This window comes from Neobacillus phoenicis, from assembly GCF_047302305.1.
Classification (GTDB): Bacteria; Bacillota; Bacilli; order Bacillales; family Cytobacillaceae; genus Neobacillus.
Genome location: NZ_CP154847.1, coordinates 593,440 through 611,319, shown reverse-complemented (window position 1 = coordinate 611,319; position 17,880 = coordinate 593,440). Strand labels below are relative to the sequence as shown.

Annotated in this window: 18 protein-coding genes; 2 read left to right on the top strand and 16 right to left on the bottom strand. The window is 42.8% G+C overall.

The window, feature by feature from the left end:
- Positions 1 to 267: 267 nt before the first annotated feature.
- A complete protein-coding gene (locus AA0X95_RS03075) occupies positions 268 to 1,449 on the top strand; it encodes an IS256 family transposase (protein WP_413309821.1) in 1,182 nt (393 codons plus the stop codon).
- Positions 1,450 to 2,001: 552 nt separating this feature from the next.
- On the opposite strand, the gene prmC is transcribed toward AA0X95_RS03075, so the two are convergent.
- The 13 genes from prmC to AA0X95_RS03010 all read right to left on the bottom strand — a co-directional run bounded on the left by prmC (position 2,002) and on the right by AA0X95_RS03010 (position 13,940).
- Entirely contained in the window at positions 2,002 to 2,865 is an 864-nt protein-coding gene (prmC, locus tag AA0X95_RS03070; protein ID WP_413305218.1) for a peptide chain release factor N(5)-glutamine methyltransferase, read from the bottom strand.
- Positions 2,858 to 3,931: a peptide chain release factor 1 gene (prfA, locus tag AA0X95_RS03065; RefSeq protein WP_413305215.1), complete on the bottom strand. Its 1,074-nt coding sequence runs from the start codon at positions 3,929 to 3,931 to the stop codon at positions 2,858 to 2,860. Before prfA ends, prmC begins: the two co-directional genes overlap by 8 nt.
- Before the next feature lie 277 nt (positions 3,932 to 4,208).
- Complete coding sequence (locus AA0X95_RS03060; protein ID WP_413305212.1) at positions 4,209 to 4,676, bottom strand: GNAT family N-acetyltransferase; 468 nt, start codon at positions 4,674 to 4,676, stop codon at positions 4,209 to 4,211.
- A gap of 94 nt (positions 4,677 to 4,770) precedes the next feature.
- Positions 4,771 to 5,361 carry a hypothetical protein gene (locus AA0X95_RS03055; protein ID WP_413305209.1) on the bottom strand — a complete coding sequence of 197 codons (591 nt, stop codon included), beginning with the start codon at positions 5,359 to 5,361 and terminating at the stop codon, positions 4,771 to 4,773.
- A 72-nt stretch (positions 5,362 to 5,433) separates the two neighbouring features.
- A complete protein-coding gene (locus AA0X95_RS03050; RefSeq protein WP_413305207.1) occupies positions 5,434 to 5,811 on the bottom strand; it encodes a FixH family protein in 378 nt (125 codons plus the stop codon).
- A 273-nt stretch (positions 5,812 to 6,084) separates the two neighbouring features.
- Positions 6,085 to 6,699, bottom strand: coding sequence for a thymidine kinase (locus AA0X95_RS03045; protein ID WP_413305205.1), 615 nt, complete (start codon positions 6,697 to 6,699; stop codon positions 6,085 to 6,087).
- A 220-nt stretch (positions 6,700 to 6,919) separates the two neighbouring features.
- Complete coding sequence (rpmE, locus tag AA0X95_RS03040; RefSeq protein WP_413305202.1) at positions 6,920 to 7,126, bottom strand: 50S ribosomal protein L31; 207 nt, start codon at positions 7,124 to 7,126, stop codon at positions 6,920 to 6,922.
- Between the two features lie 205 nt (positions 7,127 to 7,331).
- Positions 7,332 to 8,597, bottom strand: a complete 1,266-nt coding sequence (gene rho, locus AA0X95_RS03035; RefSeq protein ID WP_413305200.1) for a transcription termination factor Rho — start codon at positions 8,595 to 8,597, stop codon at positions 7,332 to 7,334.
- Positions 8,598 to 9,019: 422 nt separating this feature from the next.
- The gene (gene glpX / locus AA0X95_RS03030; RefSeq protein ID WP_335544445.1) at positions 9,020 to 9,982 is read right to left on the bottom strand and encodes a class II fructose-bisphosphatase; all 963 of its coding nucleotides are present in this window, start codon (positions 9,980 to 9,982) and stop codon (positions 9,020 to 9,022) included.
- A gap of 97 nt (positions 9,983 to 10,079) precedes the next feature.
- Positions 10,080 to 11,366, bottom strand: coding sequence for a UDP-N-acetylglucosamine 1-carboxyvinyltransferase (locus tag AA0X95_RS03025; protein WP_413305197.1), 1,287 nt, complete (start codon positions 11,364 to 11,366; stop codon positions 10,080 to 10,082).
- 272 nt (positions 11,367 to 11,638) lie between these two features.
- Complete coding sequence (gene fsa / locus AA0X95_RS03020) at positions 11,639 to 12,289, bottom strand: fructose-6-phosphate aldolase (RefSeq protein WP_307283434.1); 651 nt, start codon at positions 12,287 to 12,289, stop codon at positions 11,639 to 11,641.
- 133 nt (positions 12,290 to 12,422) lie between these two features.
- Entirely contained in the window at positions 12,423 to 13,280 is an 858-nt protein-coding gene (locus tag AA0X95_RS03015) for a class II fructose-bisphosphate aldolase (RefSeq protein WP_413305193.1), read from the bottom strand.
- A gap of 288 nt (positions 13,281 to 13,568) precedes the next feature.
- Positions 13,569 to 13,940 (bottom strand): response regulator, encoded by a 372-nt coding sequence (locus AA0X95_RS03010; RefSeq protein WP_309857520.1) that lies wholly within the window; start codon positions 13,938 to 13,940, stop codon positions 13,569 to 13,571.
- Positions 13,941 to 14,132: 192 nt separating this feature from the next.
- Here AA0X95_RS03010 and AA0X95_RS03005 point away from each other — a divergent pair, with 192 nt between their 5' ends.
- Positions 14,133 to 14,666, top strand: a complete 534-nt coding sequence (locus AA0X95_RS03005) for a DUF2529 domain-containing protein (protein ID WP_413305191.1) — start codon at positions 14,133 to 14,135, stop codon at positions 14,664 to 14,666.
- 165 nt (positions 14,667 to 14,831) lie between these two features.
- Here AA0X95_RS03005 and AA0X95_RS03000 read toward each other — a convergent pair whose 3' ends face one another.
- From AA0X95_RS03000 to AA0X95_RS02990, 3 genes are all read right to left on the bottom strand, one after another.
- Positions 14,832 to 16,427 carry a CTP synthase gene (locus AA0X95_RS03000; RefSeq protein WP_413305190.1) on the bottom strand — a complete coding sequence of 532 codons (1,596 nt, stop codon included), beginning with the start codon at positions 16,425 to 16,427 and terminating at the stop codon, positions 14,832 to 14,834.
- Between the two features lie 305 nt (positions 16,428 to 16,732).
- Positions 16,733 to 17,299 carry a DNA-directed RNA polymerase subunit delta gene (gene rpoE, locus AA0X95_RS02995; protein ID WP_413305187.1) on the bottom strand — a complete coding sequence of 189 codons (567 nt, stop codon included), beginning with the start codon at positions 17,297 to 17,299 and terminating at the stop codon, positions 16,733 to 16,735.
- 249 nt (positions 17,300 to 17,548) lie between these two features.
- Complete coding sequence (locus tag AA0X95_RS02990) at positions 17,549 to 17,746, bottom strand: hypothetical protein (RefSeq protein ID WP_413305184.1); 198 nt, start codon at positions 17,744 to 17,746, stop codon at positions 17,549 to 17,551.
- Between the last annotated feature and the right edge of the window lie 134 nt (positions 17,747 to 17,880).

Here is a 17,880-nt window from a genome sequence, read left to right as displayed (position 1 = left end):
TGGGCTCATAGACATTTCCTATGCGACCATTTCCTCTTTCCATCTGCCTTTTCGTGCTCATAGACACTTCCTATGCGACCTTTTCCTTTTTCCATCTACCTTTTCGGGCTCATAGACGCTTCCTATGCGACCCTTTCCTTTTTCCATCTGCCTTTTCGGGCTCATAGAGATTAAGTCCATATAATTGTGTAAAAAGAAAATAGGTCATCATCATGACCCGTGTTACAATGTTTTCGACCAAGAAAACCATAAACGGAGGACATGATGATGACCCAAATCAATATTACTATAAATTTAGAAGATCTCAAAGAAAAAGTTGAAAGCAGCTCATTAGAATCACCAGTTAAGGCTTCTTTATCACTCATTTTAAATTCTTTAATGGAAAAAGAAAGAGATGAATATATTAATGCTCTTTCTCATGAAAGAACCGAAGATCGGAGGGGCTATCGAAATGGTTACTATGAGCGTGAGCTCATTACTGGTGTAGGTTCTCTCAAACTAAAAGTTCCTCGTACCAGAGACGGTGAATTTTCTACTTCTATCTTTGAAAAATTTAAACGCTGCGATCAAGCTCTAATTCTTTCTATGATTGAAATGGTTGTAAATGGTGTTTCTACACGTAAAATCACAAAAATTGTAGAGGAATTATGCGGGAAGAGTGTGTCCAAATCACTTGTTTCCAATCTAATGAAGACCGTAGACCCCATCATCAACGACTGGAGAAACCGTCCACTTAACGTTCATTATTATCCATATGTGTACGTGGATGCTATGTACATTAAAGTTCGTGAGAACGATAGAGTAGTTTCTAAAAGTGTTCATATTGCGGTTGGAGTTAGTGAAAGCGGTCATAGAGAGATCATTGGCCTCAAAGTCAATCACACCGAATCCACTGATAGCTGGACTTCCTTCTTCGAATATCTAAAGTCCAGAGGTCTTCAATCCCCTAAAATGGTGATTTCTGATGCTCATGGTGGCTTAGTTACCTCCATTAAAGAATCATTTCTAGGAACTTCATGGCAGAGGTGTAGTGTTCATTTTTTAAGAAATATCATGGATACTATGCCGAAAAAAGGTACTGCTGAGGCTCGTCAGGAATTAAAAGACCTCTTTCAAAACTCAGATTTAAGTGTGGTAAGAGACTTGAAAAATCGCTTTGTAGAGAAGTATCAAGATACCAAGGGATTCGCAAAAGTAATTGAAACATTAGAAAATGGCTTTGAAGATGCAATCCAATTTCATTCACAGCCGGTCCAGTATCATAAGCACTTACGCACAACGAATATGCTAGAGCGCTTAAACCAAGAAGTACGGAGGAGAGAAAAAGTCATACGTATTTTTACAAATGATTTGTCCGCTATCCGAATAATTGGATCCGTATTAATGGATATTGAAAAAGATTGGAACAAAAATAATGTTCCTTACCTCAAGAAAACAAATGAAAAATAACTCTCTACTCAAGTGGAGTGGAAAAGCCTAATTTCGAATTGACATCGAGCCTCCAGCGGGCATGATGTAACGCCAGGAAGCCAGGAGTTTAACAACACCTGGCTTGCCCTCCTAGGCTATCATGCCCGCCTCTCAATGTAAATTCGAAATAATATAGTTCACCTTACTAATTTTTTTATTGATCGGAATCATTGTTGACACTTTTACACAATTAAATGGACTTGACTCTCATAGACACTCCCTATGCGACCCTTTCCTCTTTCCATCTGCCTTTTCGGGCTCATAGACATTTCCTATGCGACCTTTTCCTCTTTCCATCTGCCTTTTCGGGCTCATAGACACTTCCTATGCGACCTTTTCCTCTTTCCATCTGCCTTTTTGGGCTCATAGACACTTCCTATGCGACCTTTTCCTCTTTCCATCTGCCTTTTCGGGCTCATAGACACTCCCTATGCGACCCTTTCCTCTTTCCATCTGCCTTTTCGGGCTCATAGAACTTACCATGGATATCCCTCTCCAATACCTCCTTGAAACCAAAAAAGCTCCGAGGCACTAAGCCCCGAAGCCGATTTCTGCAAACACCATCCGGTCCTTGCCGTTAATATCATTGACCACTTCTACCTTCACATTCGAGAACGCTTTTCGAAAAAGCTCCGCTACCGCTTCGCCCTGACCGGCCCCAATTTCAAAACATACCAGCGCGGGCGACCCTAGAACTTGCGGGAGTTCCACCATAAAACGGCGGTAAAAATCCAACCCATCCTCCCCGGCAAACAAAGCCCGATGCGGCTCGTGATCCGTTACTACTTCCGACATCGTCACGATATCACCAGCAGGAATGTACGGCGGATTCGACATCACCACATCAAATGCTCCTCCGAAAAACGGCTTCAGCAAATCACCTTGAACAAACTCAACGTCCGCCTGAAGGCGAGAAGCATTTTCCTTCGCCACCTTCAAGGATTCCTCAGCAATATCAGAAGCAAAGACCTTCATCATAGGCAGTTCAAGCTTCATGCTAATCGCAATCGCCCCGCTGCCAGTACCAATATCAACGAGCCTAATTTCCTCTTTTTCACCGAAAAGCCGTTTGATTCGCTTTAGGGTTCCTTCTACCAACTCTTCCGTCTCCGGCCTCGGAATCAATACCTCTTCATTCACAATAAACTCACGTCCGTAAAAATCCTCCGAACCGATGATATATTGCACCGGAACACCTGAGACATGGTCAAAGACTGCTTTTTCAAAGACTTCCCACACACCGGGAGCTAACTCATCACGGATATTCGCAAACAACTGCGCCCGCGACATACCACTGAAATGGCGAAGAAGCAGCTCCCCGGCATTCTCATCACGACCATTTTCAACTAAAAAAGAAGAAGCCCAATGAAGAGCTTCGAAACCTTTTTTACTCATTAGATGCACTTTCCAGTCTTTTCGCTTGGTCATCCATAACTAGCGCATCGATGATATCATCAAGCTTACCCTCCAAGATTTGATCCAGCTTTTGAATCGTTAAGCCGATTCGGTGGTCCGTCACTCGGTTTTGCGGGAAGTTATACGTACGAATCCGCTCAGAACGGTCTCCCGTTCCAACAGCAGATTTACGCACGGAATCATACTCAGCTTGTGCTTCCTGCTGATACTTATCATAAATACGTGCACGTAAAACCTTCATCGCTTTATCCTTGTTTTTATGCTGGGATTTCTCATCCTGAATTGAAACAACAATCCCGGTTGGAATGTGCGTTAAACGAACGGCTGACATAGTCGTGTTAACGGACTGTCCCCCGGCACCGCTCGAAGCAAACGCATCAAAACGAATATCTTTATCATTGATTTCTACTTCTAATTCCTCTGCTTCCGGCAAACAAACAACGGTAGCCGTCGACGTATGAATTCTGCCGCCTGATTCCGTTTCCGGAACACGCTGAACACGGTGAGCACCGTTCTCATACTTCAATTTGGAGTATGCACCCTGACCATTAATCATAAAGCTGATCTCCTTGTATCCGCCAAGTCCGGTTGGGCTCGCATCAAGAAGGTCAATTTTCCAGCCCTGTGCTTCCGCATAACGGCTGTACATGCGATATAAATTACCAGCAAACAATGCTGCTTCATCTCCGCCGGCAGCTCCGCGGATTTCAAAGATAACGTTTTTGTCATCGTTCGGATCCTTTGGAATTAGAAGAATCTTCATCTTTGCTTCCAGCTCTTCGATTTGAGCCTCAAGCTCGTTAACTTCTTCCTTTACCATTTCACGCATTTCAGCGTCGAGCTTTTCTTCAAGCATTGCTTTCGCGTCTTGAAGCTGTTCGCGAGCTTCTTTATATTCACGATACGTTTGTACAGTCTCTTGTATATCTGATTGTTCTTTTGAATATTCACGAAGTTTTTTTGAATCATTAATAATTTCTGGGTCGCTCAAAAGTTCATTTAACTTTTCGTAACGATCTTCCACAGATTGAAGACGATCAAACACAGCCATTCACCTCAGTTTTTAGTCCATAACATTCTAATTATAGTATAGGTGAAAACCTCAGTCAAAACCAATTTGCGGGAGAAAAATTTTTGCATCGCGTATTTTTATAGAAAACCGCCGCTAACCTGGCCTGTTGATTTCCGCTCCAGGCGCTTCGCTTTCCGCGGGGCGATCCGGGAGCCTCCTCGTCGCTTCGCTCCTGCGGGGTCTCCCGAGACCGCTACTCCCGCAGGAGTCTCCGGCCTTCCGCTCCAATCAACAGGATGCCAAAATTCACCTATAAATAATAGCTCATGACAATGAGTACACCCTTTGGTCCCATTCTTCTTTCCCCTTCGTCGATAAAGCCGCACTTTTTATATAAAGCTTGTGCCGCTTCGTTAGCTAGATTAACTCCTAAAACCATTTCGTCCATTTCAGGGAAGTGTTCCTTCACAAAGTCAGGTAGCAACTTGAGTGCTTTTGTGGCGTATCCTTTTCCGAGGTAACGGGAATCGGTTGAAAAAGCTCTAATTAATATTGCATTCTTATTATTTGAATATGGTTTCGCACCCTCATTTTTATGTAAATCAAAATACGTGACCAGCTGATTTTCTTCCATAGCTACGATGGCATAGCGGTCCACATCCTCTTGGGATAACCGGACACAATCTTGTGGCTTCCCGGTAAAACGCAACTGATCTTCTGTTATTTGATATTGTTCAATATCTGTTTTAAACTTCTCATCATAAAAATAGAGCTGCATCCGATAATCCCCTCTCCAAAGGAACGTTTGTTCTAATTTTATCAATCCCAGGAAAAAAATTCAAATAAAAAACATGCCCTGGGGTCAGAGCATGTTATCTTCGGTCTTCTTTTACGCGAACCTCGATATTGTAACGGGGTAGGGCTTGTACAAGCTTGCGATGGAGTCGTGCTTGTGCGTCCATTCTTTCTTTGTCAGAAAGCATCCCTTTTTTATAAACAGACACCCACATACGATCGCCATTAATCCAAACTGAATCAGTAACAAATTCATTTGTCTTAGCAATGACTTGCTTAGCTTTGTAAGTGTCATTACCCGTATTTTTCCCGCCACCAGCTTCCGAGCCGCTTCCTGTCCTCTTTAAGTCAAGGAAATTTGGATTTTGGTTCGTGATATCATCTTCCACTAAATGCCGCTTGTTTTTTCCACGATCGGACAGATTATCAGGGTGATTTTTGTCGTTGCTGCTGTTGCTCATATTATCAACGATGTCCTTATTTTTGGGCGTCGCTGTATCATCAATCGTATCCAGATCATCCGCATTGTTACGGGTGCTGGACATAAAGTTTGGTGCGGAGCGGTCTTTCTTCAAATCATAGGCCTCTTCATTCGCCCCGCGGTTGCTCTGACATCCACTTAATAAAAATAACGTTGTGACGGATAGAAACATCAACTTTTTCAGCATCTTACACCTCCCATTACTATCATGCCCGTCTAGAAGGTGAAGTTGCGTTGTGAATTCCTTCCAAAGCTTTGCCTACTTCCCTTGGTTAGAAACAATGGAAAATCTCTTTTCTCCTGTCCACTTTTTACCGTTATCATCGATTTGGATGGTGGCCGTATAGTCGCCTTCCATCTCGAATTGGGCGATCCCTGTATACACGCCATCAGCCGTTTCTTTCATATTTTTGATCGAAACATCACCATGGCTCATCATATGCATATTCAAATCAACTCTTACCTTCGCCCCAGTTACAGGTTTCCCGCCAGAATCTAGAACTTTTATGTGAATAGTCGAAGGTTGATCTGGCGAAAACGATTTTGGTGTGACTAGTTCAAGCTGAAAATCATTCGAACCACAACCAGCCAAAATAACTATCAACAAGCTAATCAACCAAAAAGTCCCTTTCCTCATCGCACCCACCCTTTCTAAAGTAAAGGCTGTGTTAAACATGAATGTTGATTTCCGCTCCAGGCGCTTCGCTTTCCGCGGGCGTGCCGGGGAGCCTCCTCGTCGCTTGCGTTCCTGCGGGGTCTCCCCTGCCCCGTACTCCCGCAGGAGTCTTCGCGCCTTCCACTCCAATCAACATTGTCTATAAAAACAACATTAGCCTTTAACACAGCCAAAGTAAAAAAAAGGGTCAGTCCCCCAGCGCTTTAAAGCAGCGGGGGACTGACCCCATAAGCACTAGTTTGTTGCTTCTTGGATCACGGAACGGTATGATGCTGTTTTTGGTACTTCGTGATGGTGACGGCAGCGTGGCTCGTATGCCTCGGAAGCGCCAACCAAGATTACCGGGTCATGATAGGATGCTGGACGCCCGTCAATCAAGCGCTGTGTGCGGCTAGATGGGGAACCACAAACCGTACAAACAGCCTGAAGCTTTGTTACTGTCTCAGCAATCGCCATTAACGCTGGCATCTGTGCGAACGGCTCGCCGCGGAAATCCATATCAAGACCAGCACAAACGACGCGATGCCCGCTATCTGCTAGCTGCTGAACCACCCGGACAATGCCTTCGTCAAAAAACTGCACTTCATCAATCGCAATAATATCCATATCTGCTTCCACATGATGAAGAATCTCTATAGAATGGGAAATTGGCTTCGCATGAAAAGAAGAGCCATTATGGGAAACTACAGATTGTTCACTGTAGCGATTATCAATTTTTGGCTTAAACACAGCGATTTTTTGCTTCGCAAATTGAGCCCGTCTCACACGACGAATCAATTCCTCTGATTTTCCAGAAAACATACTGCCGCAGATAACCTCAACCCATCCGGTTTGCTTCATTAAATACATAAACGGCATCTCCTTCCTATAAAAAACGAACCTTTTTTAACGATACTTGTCCAACTTTCCTATGTTTCGCCTATCTATAATTAAACAGTTCTCTGTAGTATCTCATTAGTATCACTTTACCCTATATCGACTGAACTAACCAGGCGATGGAAAGTGGTTTTTATTATTTTTTTCAAAAAAAAACAGGCAAGCCGACTTTCTCTTGCCTGTTTTTGAGCGATTATTTTTGCTTAAGGCCGTATTTTTTGTTGAAACGGTCAACACGTCCGCCAGCTTCAGCGAATTTTTGACGACCAGTATAGAATGGATGACATTCTGAACAAGTTTCAACACGGATCTCATTTTTAACAGAACCAGTTTCGAATGTGTTACCACATGCGCATGTCACCGTTACTGTTTTATAATTTGGATGAATTCCTGCTTTCATTCTTTTCATCTCCTTCCGCCCTGAATCTTTCGAAACAGAGTTATATCAAGTGCTTGTCTTTCAACATACACTCACTTACTAAAAACACACTGCACCCATTATAACAAGGGTACCCTTTTTTTGCAAGTTGGGATTTGTTGGTTTCATTGTTAAAAAGGAACTCCATGCCACCCCTCAACATGGCTTGTCCTAGGGCGTGGCTCAATTACGACCGTCTTGTTTTTAGCTCTTCCCCAAGTTGGGCGAAAAATTCTTCGTTGGATTTGGTCTGGCGTAATTTTTTCAAGAAACGCTCTGCAAAGTCTGGTGAATCAGACATCGATTTTCTGATTGCCCATAGTTTATCTAAATGATCTTTCGGGATCAGCAATTCTTCCTTACGTGTACCCGAACGACGGATATCAAGCGCAGGGAAAATACGGCGTTCAGCCAGACCGCGGTCAAGGTGAAGCTCCATATTTCCTGTTCCTTTGAACTCTTCATAAATCACATCGTCCATACGAGAACCTGTATCTACTAGAGCCGTCGCAAGTATTGTCAAGCTTCCGCCCTCTTCAATGTTACGTGCCGCACCAAAGAAACGCTTTGGACGGTGGAACGCTGCAGGGTCAATACCACCAGAAAGCGTACGTCCGCTTGGCGGAATGACTAGGTTATAGGCACGAGCCAGACGCGTAATGCTATCCATTAGGATGACAACATCGCGCTTATGTTCCACTAAACGCATTGCACGATCAAGCACGAGTTCAGCCACTTTAATATGATTTTCAGGTACTTCATCAAACGTCGAGCTGACAACATCACCAGCAACGGAACGTTCAATATCAGTTACCTCTTCCGGACGCTCGTCGATTAACAGAACGATTAGTTCCACATCTGGATGATTCGTCGTAATGCTGTTGGCGATTTCTTTTAACAGCATCGTTTTACCTGCTTTAGGCGGAGCAACGATTAATCCCCTTTGACCGAAACCGACCGGTGCCACAACATCCATGATTCTTGTTGAAAGATACTTTGGAGTAGTTTCCAGCTTCATTTGTCTGTTTGGATATAGAGGTGTTAATGCCGGGAAGTAGACACGTTCCTTCGCTGATTCCGGGTCTTCCCCGTTCACCGCTTCTACATGCAGTAAGCCGTAATAACGTTCATTTTCCTTCGGAGGACGAACCTTACCAGAGACCTTGTCCCCATTACGCAGGTCGAAACGGCGGATTTGGGAGGCTGAAATATAAATATCCTCTGAGCTTGGCGAGTAATTGATCGGGCGTAAGAATCCGAATCCTTCTGATTGGATAATTTCGAGAACGCCTTCCATGAAAAAATAACCCTGTTGTTCCGCACGAGATTTCAGGATGGCAAAGATTAATTCTTTTTTTGTTAATTTGCTGTAGTAAGTAACTTTAAATTCGCGAGCAAGCTCGTAAAGTTCCTTCAGCTTCATATTTTCTAAACTTGAGATTGTTAAGTCCATTAGTACACCACACTTTTGAATTTTTCCATCAAATCCGCTTCTTTTTCGTTAGCGGGAGATCTTCCTGTTAGATAATAATTAAGAGATTAGAGGAATTGATGATTGAAGTAGAATTGAAATGAATAGAATTGCAGAAATTAAAGATAATAAAAACAATTACTATTTTACCCTGTGATTAAAAAATTAATCAACTAATTTTTTCGTTAGAAATATAAGGGTGTCTGACACCAAGTCGAATTGGTGCCTGACACCCTTTGAATTTTGTTAAATAACTGTTGATTTCCACTCCAGGCGCGAGCGGTTCGCGAGCAGTCGGGGAGCCTCCTCGTCGCTTTGCTCCTGCGGGGTCTCCCCTGACACGCTTTTCCCGCAGGAGTCTTCGCGCCTTCCGCTCCAATCAACATCGAGTCAATTCAATTTTTTTATTTTATTACAAGGTTTGGTTTCTTTTTCAAGCTGTGACGGCCTTCGATGAAGCGGACTGTGCCTGATTTTGCACGCATGACGACTGAGTGTGTAGAGCCGTATGAGCCTTTGAATTGAACACCGCGCAGTAATTCTCCGTCTGTAACACCGGTTGCTGCAAAAATAGCATCGTCACCCTTAACAAGGTCTTCCATGCGAAGAACACGGTTCACGTCTAAGCCCATTTTGATACAGCGCTCAAGCTCGGCATCATTTTGTGGCAATAGCTTACCCATGATTTCACCGCCAAGACATTTCAAGGCTACCGCTGCAATTACACCCTCAGGCGCTCCACCGGAACCAAACAAAATATCTACGCCCGTATTATCAAACGCCGTATTAATCGCACCAGCGACATCGCCGTCATTGATCAACTTGATTCTCGCACCTGCTTCACGAAGCTGGGCAATAATATGCTCATGACGCGGACGATTTAAAACAGTTGCTACTACGTCTTCAATATCCTTGTTTTTCGCTTTTGCTACAGCCTTTAGGTTATCTAAGACAGAAGCATTAATGTCAACCAGGCCAACCGCTTCCGGACCGACCGCGATTTTTTCCATGTACATATCTGGAGCATGTAAAAGGTTGCCATTGTCAGCTACCGCTAAAACGGCAAGGGCATTCCAGCCGCCTGATGCTAAAATATTGGTTCCTTCAAGCGGGTCAACAGCGACATCCACACGTGGACCATAGCCTGTACCAAGCTTTTCTCCGATATAAAGCATTGGGGCTTCATCCATTTCCCCTTCACCAATCACAACGGTACCTTTCATTGGAACCGTGTCAAAAACATCACGCATGGCTGTTGTCGCAGCACCATCTGCCTCGTCTTTTTTCCCGCGGCCCATCCAACGTGCTGATGCTAGGGCAGCTCCCTCTGTAACGCGGACAAGCTCCATCGTTAAACTTCTTTCCATCGATTCCCATCTCCCATGTTTTCGTTTGTTTTGTCTCTGAAGATTTTCTCTCTCGAACAGTCACAGTCACGACACATGAAACGGTCGCATCCGCAATTTATGTGTTTTTCAGTTGCTCGACTTCTTCTTTCGTTAATGCTTCACGCCAAACGGTCGCACCAAGCCCGTTTAATTTTTCAACCAGATTGCTGTAACCCCGGTCAATATGCTCAAGCCCAGTCACTTCCGTAATCCCTTCAGCTAAAAGGCCGGCGATGACAAGTGCCGCTCCTGCGCGGAGGTCACTGGCCTTCACTTTCGCTCCTTGAAGCTGAATAGGGCCATTAATAATTGCGGAGCGCCCTTCCACCTTAATATTGGCGTTCATTCGTCTTAGTTCATCAATATGCTTAAATCGTGCACCGTAAATGGTATCGGTCACGACGCTTGAACCCGTGGCTTTTGTTAAAAGAGTCGTAAATGGCTGCTGCAGATCGGTTGGGAATCCAGGATACACGAGTGTCTTAATATCAACCGCCTTCAAGTTATTTCCTCCACCGACAAACACCTGGTCATCGCCAGATTCTACGTGTACACCCATTTCACGAAGCTTAGCAATCAGCGATTCTAAATGTTGTGGGATCACATTATCAATAACCACACCTTCGCCAACTGCTGCACCTAGAATCATATACGTCCCTGCCTCAATCCGGTCAGGAATAATCGTATGACGGCAGCCGTGTAACGTATCCACTCCATCAATGCGGATGACGTCGGTTCCGGCCCCTTTTATTTTGGCACCCATGTTTGTTAAAAGCGTGGCTACATCAATGATTTCCGGCTCTTTCGCGGCATTTTCAATGATCGTCCGTCCTTTAGCTCGTACCGCAGCCAACATAATATTGATTGTTGCCCCCACACTGACCACGTCTAAATAGATACGGGCACCGCGAAGCTCATCGGCACGAAGATAAATCGCCCCTTGCTCGTTAGTGATTTGTGCACCTAAGGCCTCAAAGCCTTTAATATGCTGATCAATGGGTCTTGGACCTAAATGGCAGCCGCCTGGAAGTCCAATAACCGCCTTTTTAAAACGTCCGAGCATGGCCCCCATTAAATAATAGGATGCACGAAGCTTTTTCACCTTGCCGTTTGGCAGTGGCATCGAAATCATTGTTGATGGGTCAACCGTCATTTCATCCTCGCTGATTTGAACCTTCCCGCCGATTTCCTCAAGCAGGTCCTTTAAAATCTCCACATCCGAAATATCTGGCAAACCTTCAATCGTAACAGGTGATTCAGCTAGGATCGTTGCAGGAATTAATGCAACCGCACTATTTTTTGCTCCGCTGATTCGAACTGTTCCTTTTAACGGATATCCGCCCGCAATTTTAAGTTTTTCCATTTTTGACTCCCTTCTAAGCCCTATATATCACAGGAAAGGTCCAGTGATGATGACCGGTGTACGTTGTAAGAAAATTCTCTCATAAGAATGCGCTTACCTTTTGGGGTATAAGTATCCTCACCTACGTACCATCCTACCAGGCTTTAGGTATATTTTTCCAACATTAAAAGCCAAATTCCGACAGCTTGTCTATCCTTTAGTTTACACGAAAATCCTATTTTCATGTATGCATATTAAAAAAAATTGCTCAAAAATGGAAAAACAGCGGTAAATTAGGCTTCCGTACGAGAATTCCAGTCTTTAAGGAATGCTTCAATTCCTTTATCTGTTAGAGGATGTTTTGTTAATCCCATTAATACATTGTAAGGAATAGTCGCAATATGTGCGCCTCTTAATGCAGCTTCTGTCACATGAATCGGATTACGGATGGAAGCAGCAATAATTTCTGATTCAATTCCATGAACAGCAAAAATTTCTGCAATAGTAGAGATTAAGTCTAAACCGTTTTGACCGATATCATCTAATCTTCCTAGGAATGGGGATACATATGTTGCACCTGCACGTGCTGCAAGCAATGCCTGGTTTGCATTAAAGATGAGGGTAACGTTCGTTTTGATTCCTTCTTTCGAAAAAGCATGTACCGCTTTTAAGCCATCAGGAGTCATTGGAACTTTAACAGTAATATTTGGAGCAATCGCCGCTAGTTCTCTTCCTTCTTTAATCATGCCTTCTGCATCAAGTGCAATAACTTCTGCACTAACAGAGCCTGGAACAAGAGCGGTAATTTCACGTAAACGATCGTGGAAGGAAACGCCTTTTTCTTTGGCCACAAGGGATGGATTTGTTGTTACTCCTGCTAGTAATCCGAGTTCATGTGCTTCACGGATTTCTTCTAAGTTTGCAGTATCGATAAAAAATTTCATGGTATAACCTCCAATTTTCGACTAAATTTTCAGTTTCTACTTAACACACTGAAACCGCCCTCATAGTAAGAGCGGTTTTAATTTTATCATAGTTGAGCATCCAACAAAAAGTGCCAAAAAACGGCTTTTTGAATTAAGCTCTGTTTGAAGAACCGAATTCGCGCATTTTGCCGATTACAGTTTCTTTAATTGCGTCGCGAGCTGGTCCTAAATATTTACGTGGATCGTATTCATTTGGTTTAGCCGCAAGTGTTTCACGAACTACCTTTGCAGATGCGATTTGGTTTTCTGTGTTCACGTTGATTTTAGCTGTTCCTAAAGAAACAGAGCGTTGGATATCCTTTGTTGGGATACCAGTTCCACCGTGAAGTACTAATGGAAGGCCAGTTGCTTTTCCGATTTCCTCCATTTCAGCAAAACCAAGGTTTGGTTCGCCTTTGTAAGGACCGTGTACAGAACCTAATGCAGGAGCAAGACAGTCAATACCCGTGCGCTTAACAAGCTCTACACACTCTTGTGGATTAGCGTAGATAACGCCTTCAGCTACCACATCGTCTTCCTGTCCGCCAACTGTACCTAACTCAGCTTCAACAGAAACACCTTTTGAATGAGCGTAATCAACAACCTTTTTAGTTGTTTCTACGTTTTCTTCAAACGGATGGTGTGACGCATCGATCATAACAGATGTGAAGCCAGCATCGATTGCTTCTTTACATTTATCAAAGCTTGAACCGTGGTCAAGGTGAATTGCCACTGGTACAGTGATTTTTAAATCTTCCATTAAGCCTTCAACCATTTTTACAACAGTTTTGAAGCCTGACATATAACGTGCTGCACCTTCAGATACACCAAGGATAACTGGTGATTTTTCTGCTTCTGCAGCTTGAAGAATAGCTTGTGTGAATTCTAGGTTATTAAGGTTAAATTGCCCAACTGCGTAGCCTTCTGCTTTCGCTTTGTTAAGCATTTCTTTCATTGAAACTAAAGGCATTTCTTTTCCTCCTTAAATTAGGTTGAACTCCATTTCGAAAGATTGCTTTCCATATTAAAGGTTTCCCTCTCATAAGGTGTTTATGTATTCTCCGAAAAATGATGTTCATCCTGTTAAGATTCATATGTATCATATCAAAAGAAATAGAGAAATGCTATTAAACAACCACCAGTTTTGCAAACTGTCATAATGAAAGCGCACTCAAGTTACAGCAAGCGTTTTCACCATCTCGATTGGTTATTTTTTTATAAAAAAAGGCATTCTTTTCGATGCCTTATTTTGAAATGTTTAGTTTGTTTTTTGCGGGATATGTTTGCGAACCGCCGCACGGATATCGTCAATATCAAACGGTTTTGCGAAATGTGTAATTGCACCAAGATCCTTGGCCTCTTGAATCATATCTAATTCACCATAGGCGGTCATGATAATCACGCGAATCTCTGGATCAATCACTTTCATTCGTTTTAAAATTTCAATTCCGTCCATTCCTGGGATCTTCATATCAAGTAGCACTAGGTCAGGGGCATGCTTGGTGACAATGTCTAACGCCTGAACGCCGTTCGCCGCTTGAAATGTCTGGTACCCTTCCTTTTGGAACACTTCATTTAGCAAAATTCGAATGCCAAATTGATCGTCTACAATTAAAATTTTCTCTTTCATACCTTCCACCTCTTCCTTGGTTATTTTATTTAGATTCAATTATCTATACATATCCTTATACATATTCGACAGAGGTTGTCATTCTCCTTCTTGTATTTTGTTAACAAGCTAGGGATTTTTGTGGTAATTTTTACCTAATTTTACATTATGGTAAAAAAGTCTATAATAGTAGGCGTGATAAGGAGGGTTACTATGTTAAAAATGTTTTCTACCCAATTAACAGGCTTGTTCAAGCGGATCGAGGAAAAAGAAGAATTTGCGTTCGAGGATGGTGCTCGATTGCTTGCCCAAGCACCTGTAGGCGATGGGTCTATATATATTTTTGGTGAGGCGGAAATGAAGGCTGTGGAGTTCGAAGCAATAGCAGGTGCAGAACCGTTGAATGGGGCGAAGGCGCTCAGTCTCGTTTTGATCGACCAGCTAACTGAAGCGGACCGTGCCGTTCTTTTTACCCGGACTTCCTCTGATGAAGCAGCGGTCGCTGTTGCTACGGCTTTGCAAGATAAAGGCATCCCCTTTGTAGCTGTTTCTACGGTAATGGATGATACTGCCGCGGGGGATTTGGCTGAATTAGCGGATGTACATATTGATTTACGCTTGAAAAAAGGGTTGTTGCCAGATGATTTAGGTAATCGCTTCGGTTATCCGTCGTCGATGGCAGCCTTGTACGTCTATTTTGGCTTAAAATTTACAATTGATGAGATTTTAGCGGATTATTTTGAGTAAACGGCCCTGGTTTGGGGTCGTTTTTTTGCTGAGTTTTTATGCTTGGATCATTTTTAGGGTGGATTGGCTCATTTTCTATTATCATTGGATATTTTTCCAACTTCACCCAAAATCTACACAAAAAAAGCCAGTCCCCCCAAAAAAAAGGAAACTGGCCCACTCAAATTATTTTTGCAAAGAAGCTTTAATAAAGTCACGGAACAACGGCTGCGGGCGCGTTGGTCTGGACACAAACTCTGGATGGAACTGAGAAGCCACAAACCACGGGTGATCCGCAAGCTCGATAATCTCCACTAAACGGCCATCAGGACTAGTACCTGAGAAAATAAAGCCTTGTGCTTCCATCTCTTGACGGTAATGATTGTTAAATTCATAACGGTGGCGGTGACGCTCGTAAACAACCTCATCTTCATACGCCTCGAACGCCTTCGTACCTTCCACCAAACGGCAAGGGTATAGACCTAAACGTAACGTTCCGCCTAAATCCTCTACATCCTTTTGTTCTGGTAGTAAATCAATAATTGGATGATTTGTTTCAGGTACAAACTCAGCAGAATGTGCATCACTGTAACCAAGAACATTACGTGCAAATTCAATCGTTGCCAACTGCATGCCTAAGCAAATACCAAGGAACGGTTTCTTCTGCTCACGGGCATAGCGAGTCGCTTCAATTTTCCCTTCCACTCCACGGTCGCCGAATCCACCTGGAACGAGTACGCCATCCACATCAGCCAATAGCTCAGCCACATTCTCACGAGTTACATGCTCTGCATTGATCCATTTAATTTCTACATCTGAATCAAACGCATATCCCGCATGCTTCATCGCTTCAACCACTGAAATATAAGCATCCTGAAGCTCAACATATTTTCCGACAAGACCAATACGAGTCTTATTTGAAAGATTAAGAACGCGGTCAACAAGCTGTTTCCACTCGGTCATTTCCGCTTCCTTCGTCTGCAGCTTCAAATGATCACACACAATTTGATCCATGTTTTGCTCTTGAAGGGCAAGTGGAATAGAATAAAGTGTGTCGGCATCCTGACATTCAATCACAGCCTTGGCGTCAATATCACAGAATAATGCAATCTTATCCTTCATGTCCTGTGAAACAGGCATTTCCGTACGAACAACAATAATATTTGGCTGGATTCCTAAGCTGCGAAGCTCTTTTACACTGTGTTGTGTTGGCTTCGTCTTCATCTCACCCGCCGCTTTTATGTACGGAATTAGGGTACAGTGAATGTACATAACATTGTCACTACCGATGTCACTCTTCATTTGACGAATCGCTTCAAGGAATGGCAGAGATTCAATGTCACCAACAGTTCCGCCGATTTCAGTAATAACCACATCGGCATTTGTTTCATTACCGGCACGTAGGCAGCGCTCTTTAATTTCATTCGTAATGTGCGGAATAACCTGAACCGTCGCACCTAAATAGTCACCGCGGCGTTCTTTACGTAAAACCGTTGAATAGATTTTTCCTGTTGTCACATTGCTGTACTTGTTTAAGTTGATGTCGATGAAACGCTCATAGTGGCCAAGGTCTAAATCCGTTTCCGCACCGTCACCAGTAACGAAAACTTCACCATGCTGGTAAGGACTCATCGTTCCTGGGTCTACGTTAATATACGGGTCAAATTTTTGGATAGTTACGTTCAAGCCCCGATTTTTCAATAAGCGCCCTAAAGAAGCAGCGGTAATACCTTTTCCGAGTGATGACACCACACCACCAGTTACAAAAATATACTTTGTCATTAAAAATTCCCCCTTATTTACAGTTTGACCATTATTCAGTCTGTTTAGGATTTTTCATAAAAAAATATTTTGGCCAGCTGAATGAAACTGTCATCCATCAAAGCCGTGGGTTCGTCAATCGTCATGATACTTACCTATCCTATAGACTAAAAAACGAAAAAACTCCATATTACGGGAGTTTTTTTAAAAATAAAAAGCGCCCCTCTCGCCAGTGCAAGGGAGCGCATATAAGTAAAGATTGATTTGTCCTTTTTTAAGGAGCCCAAAAAAGATAATACAAGGGCGAGAAAAAAAAGTCAAGCTGTTTACAAGTCTTCGTCTTCTTCCTCGTCAAAAACTTCCTCTTCTTCTTCAAGGTCTTCATCTAACTCTTCATCTTCGTCTAAATCGAATTCATCTTCTTCAATGACGTCTTCATCAAGATCCAAATCTTCATCTTCATCAATGTCTAGATCATCGTCGTCATCTAGAAGGTCGTCCTCATCAGCGAAGTCATCGAGTTCATCGTATTCTTCCTCATCAACGTCATCGAAATCTTCAATTTCGTCTTCGTCAACAACCTTCTTCGCCTTCTTCTTCTTCGGTTTAACCGCAGTGACTACTTCTTCTTCCGCCGTATCAACTGGATACCAAACGCGAAGTCCCCAGCGATTTTCTCCTAATGAGAGGAAGCGGCCATCGATATTCATGTCTGTATAAAACTGTGCAAGTCTTGAGCGAACTTCCTCTTGAGACATACCTACAGCATTGGTGATTTCATTAACTAATTCATTGAAAGTGATTGGCTGCTTGCTATTTTTTAAGTATTCGTGAGCCATTTCTATGAGGGATAACTCTTGTAATTCCTCTTTTGAGTACTGTGCTAAACTCAATTTTGGCACTTCCTTTCTCTATTTAACACTCGGTTATGAGTGATTAACGAACTTAATACTACGTGTCCTATCCAGCTGCAGCGCCTAGCCCCTCGGGTCAAATAACCTTCGCCAATAAAAGTCAAAAAGACGACTTTTCTTGGCGAAGAACATTTGCCTGTCGGGGCTGGACAAGGCGCTTCCGCTTTAAAGACATATTCTCCATTATAAACAAAATCTTCCCGTTTATGCTAGTTTCTAACTAATGTTTCACTTGATTTTTTCTTGATTGGACTTAGGTGTGTCACCATTTTCCTGCTTTTTTAACTTTTTGGTCTCTTTAATCGTGATCACCATGAAGAAAATTGCTAGTAATAGAAACGAGATGGCTCCTAATTGACGCTGATAGAGATAGTTTAATGGCCAGGCAAATACAATTAAAATTAATAATATATGACTAACTTTCATTTAAACTCACCTGCCTGCATCTCTTAGAAGTTTTTTACACTAGTTCGATTATATAAGATAACGCTTCAATTTAACATGTTGTACCCAAAAATTTTTCCATAAAAACAAAGATTGGTGTCAGGCGCCTTTGTGAA

Coding starts and splice junctions, on each gene's coding strand:
- AA0X95_RS02990 (WP_413305184.1), bottom strand. CDS start 17,746: ATGAAAGTTAGTCATATATTATTAATTTTAATTGTATTTGCCTGGCCA.
- rpmE (WP_413305202.1), bottom strand. CDS start 7,126: ATGAAAGCAGGAATTCATCCAAATTATAAAACAGTAACGGTGACATGC.
- glpX (WP_335544445.1), bottom strand. CDS start 9,982: ATGGAAAGAAGTTTAACGATGGAGCTTGTCCGCGTTACAGAGGGAGCT.
- AA0X95_RS03060 (WP_413305212.1), bottom strand. CDS start 4,676: ATGCAGCTCTATTTTTATGATGAGAAGTTTAAAACAGATATTGAACAA.
- AA0X95_RS03075 (WP_413309821.1), top strand. CDS start 268: ATGACCCAAATCAATATTACTATAAATTTAGAAGATCTCAAAGAAAAA.
- prmC (WP_413305218.1), bottom strand. CDS start 2,865: ATGAGTAAAAAAGGTTTCGAAGCTCTTCATTGGGCTTCTTCTTTTTTA.
- AA0X95_RS03045 (WP_413305205.1), bottom strand. CDS start 6,699: ATGTATTTAATGAAGCAAACCGGATGGGTTGAGGTTATCTGCGGCAGT.
- AA0X95_RS03055 (WP_413305209.1), bottom strand. CDS start 5,361: ATGCTGAAAAAGTTGATGTTTCTATCCGTCACAACGTTATTTTTATTA.
- AA0X95_RS03005 (WP_413305191.1), top strand. CDS start 14,133: ATGTTAAAAATGTTTTCTACCCAATTAACAGGCTTGTTCAAGCGGATC.
- fsa (WP_307283434.1), bottom strand. CDS start 12,289: ATGAAATTTTTTATCGATACTGCAAACTTAGAAGAAATCCGTGAAGCA.
- AA0X95_RS03010 (WP_309857520.1), bottom strand. CDS start 13,940: ATGAAAGAGAAAATTTTAATTGTAGACGATCAATTTGGCATTCGAATT.
- AA0X95_RS03015 (WP_413305193.1), bottom strand. CDS start 13,280: ATGCCTTTAGTTTCAATGAAAGAAATGCTTAACAAAGCGAAAGCAGAA.
- rho (WP_413305200.1), bottom strand. CDS start 8,597: ATGGACTTAACAATCTCAAGTTTAGAAAATATGAAGCTGAAGGAACTT.
- AA0X95_RS03050 (WP_413305207.1), bottom strand. CDS start 5,811: ATGAGGAAAGGGACTTTTTGGTTGATTAGCTTGTTGATAGTTATTTTG.
- AA0X95_RS03000 (WP_413305190.1), bottom strand. CDS start 16,427: ATGACAAAGTATATTTTTGTAACTGGTGGTGTGGTGTCATCACTCGGA.
- AA0X95_RS03025 (WP_413305197.1), bottom strand. CDS start 11,366: ATGGAAAAACTTAAAATTGCGGGCGGATATCCGTTAAAAGGAACAGTT.